Origin of the sequence: Tsukamurella sp. M9C (assembly GCF_020169415.1) — a bacterium.
Taxonomy (GTDB): Bacteria; Actinomycetota; Actinomycetes; order Mycobacteriales; family Mycobacteriaceae; genus Tsukamurella.
Genome location: NZ_JAIULG010000094.1, coordinates 1 through 2306, shown reverse-complemented (window position 1 = coordinate 2306; position 2306 = coordinate 1). Strand labels below are relative to the sequence as shown.

Here is a 2306-nt window from a genome sequence, read left to right as displayed (position 1 = left end):
CAGCCCCCGTGCTTCCCGCACCCGGCACCTGGCTGGGCGCCCCGCCCGCGCCGCCGACCTCGGTCGCGGTGATCGAGTCGCTCGCGACGGGCTCCCCCGCACAGGCCTACGACCAGGCCGAGTCCGCGGACCGGGTGGCCACACGGTTCGAGGACCCGAAGCAGGCCGAGCGGATCCGCCGCGTCTACGCCAAGACCAAGGTCGCCGAGCGGCACCTCGCGATCGATCCCCTCACCCCGGAGTTCGCGGAGTTCAGCACCCGCCCGGACACCGTCCGCGAGCGCATGGACCTGTTCTACGAGCACGCCGCGCCGCTGGCGATCGAGACCGCCCGCCGCGCCCTGCGGGTCGGCACCGAGAACGAGGTCGCCCCCGAGGACGTCGGCCAGCTGGTGTTCGTCACCAGCACCGGCTTCCTCGCGCCCGGCGTCGACGTCGCGGTGATCCGCGCCCTCGGCCTCGCGCCGCAGACCAGCCGCGTGGTCATCAACTTCATGGGGTGCGCGGCCGCGATGAACGCGCTGCGCGTCTCCACCGACTACGTCCGGGCCCACCCGGACCGCAAGTCGCTGATGATCTGCCTGGAGCTGAGCTCGGTGAACGCCGTCTTCTCCGGCGACCCCAACGACGTGGTGATCTCCAGCCTCTTCGCCGACGGCTGCGGCGCCGCCGTCATCGGCGCCAGCGAGGTCGGGCACCCGCTGCCCGGCGGCCGGATCGTCGTGCGCGACACCTTCACCCACCTGCTCGACGGTGCCGAGGACGGGATCGTGCTCGGGGTCAACGCCAACGGCATCACGTGCGAGCTCGCGGAGTCCCTGCCGCAGTACATCGTGAACGGCGTCGCCCCCGTGATCGACGAGGTGCTGGACCGCAACGGCCTCGGCCGGGAGGCCATCGCGCACTGGGCGATCCACCCCGGCGGCCCGAAGATCATCGAGTCCGCGTCCGCGGCGCTGGGCCTGCCCGAGGAGGCCTCGCGCACGAGCTGGGACGTGCTCGCCGAGCACGGCAACATGCTCAGCGTCTCGCTGCTGTTCGTCCTCGAGCGCCTCCTGGCACAGGTCGGCTCCGCCCCCACCCCGGGAGCCCCGTCGACCGGCATGGCCTTCTCCTTCGCACCCGGCGTGACCGTGGAGGGCTTCCTCTTCGACGTCGTGACCGCCGGCGAATGAGCGCGCCATGAAGCTCTTCAAGTTCCTGCTCTCGATCTCGCCGGCGGCGATCGCCGCGGCGGTGGTCGCGGGCCTGATCGCCGGTGGCGCGAACGCCTACCTGCTCACCCTCATCAACGGCCTGGTCGCGCCGGGCCCGATGCCGACGGTGACGGTCACCCAGTTCGTCCTGACCGCCGTCGTCGTGGTGATCGCGGGCGTCACCTCGCAGCTGATCCTGCTGCACCTCGCGCAGGCCGCCGTGTACCGGCTGCGGGCGCGGCTCTCGCAGCGCGTGCTGGCGGCGCCGCTCGAGCACATCGAGCGGCTCGGCGATCACCGCCTGCTGGCGACCCTCACCGAGGACGTCCGGTCGCTGTCGATGGCGGTCTCCGGCATCCCCGGGCTGTGCATCGACCTGGCGACGATCATCGGCGCCCTCACCTACCTCGCGACCGTCTCGGGCACGCTGTTCGCGGTCTCGGTGGCGGGCACGCTCATCGGCATCGCCTGTGTGGAGACGGTGCTGCGGCGGGTCCGGGAGACCTACCGCCGGGCCCGCGAGCTCGACGACGCCCTGATCGGCTCGTTCCAGGAGGTCACGCACGGCGTCAAGGAGCTCAAGCTGCACCGCGCGCGGCGCACCGATTTCCTGGACCGCAAGCTGCTGGGGACCGCCGAGGACCTGCGCCGCAAGCACGTCGCGGCGGGCACCCGGTTCGCCGGCGGGCAGGCGCTGGGCCAGGTGCTGCAGCTGGGCACGATGGTGGTCATCCTGTTCGTCCTCGCCCGGGCGATGGAGCTGCCGCGCGAGACGATGATCGGCTACGTACTGGTCACGACCTTCCTCTCGATGCCCATGCAGAGCCTGATGCACCGCATCCCCGACCTGCTGCGCGGCGACGTCGCGCTGGCGAAGATCCGCGGCCTCGACCTCTCGCTGGAGACCCCGCGCGACGAGTCGGTGCTCCCCTACGACGGGCGTCCCGTCGGCGACGGCACCGTCGAACTGCGGGGCGTCGGCTACGAGTACCTCCCCGAGCCGCCGCAGCACGGCCCCGGCCAGCATCCGCCGCACGGCGGCCCCGGTGGCCCGGGCGGCCCCGGTGGCCCCGGCGGCCCCGGCGGCCCGCCGCCGCACCCGCCCCAGGG

At 73.0% G+C, this 2306-nt stretch carries 2 protein-coding genes; both read left to right on the top strand.

Going from position 1 to position 2306, the window contains the following annotated elements; all coding sequences use genetic code 11:
• Positions 1-8: 8 nt before the first annotated feature.
• Positions 9-1175, top strand: a complete 1167-nt coding sequence (locus LB823_RS23500) for a type III polyketide synthase (protein WP_224652166.1) — start codon at positions 9-11, stop codon at positions 1173-1175.
• Positions 1176-1182: 7 nt separating this feature from the next.
• The coding region (locus tag LB823_RS23495; RefSeq protein WP_255604341.1) for an ABC transporter transmembrane domain-containing protein at positions 1183-2306 on the top strand (1124 nt) is incomplete at its 3' end.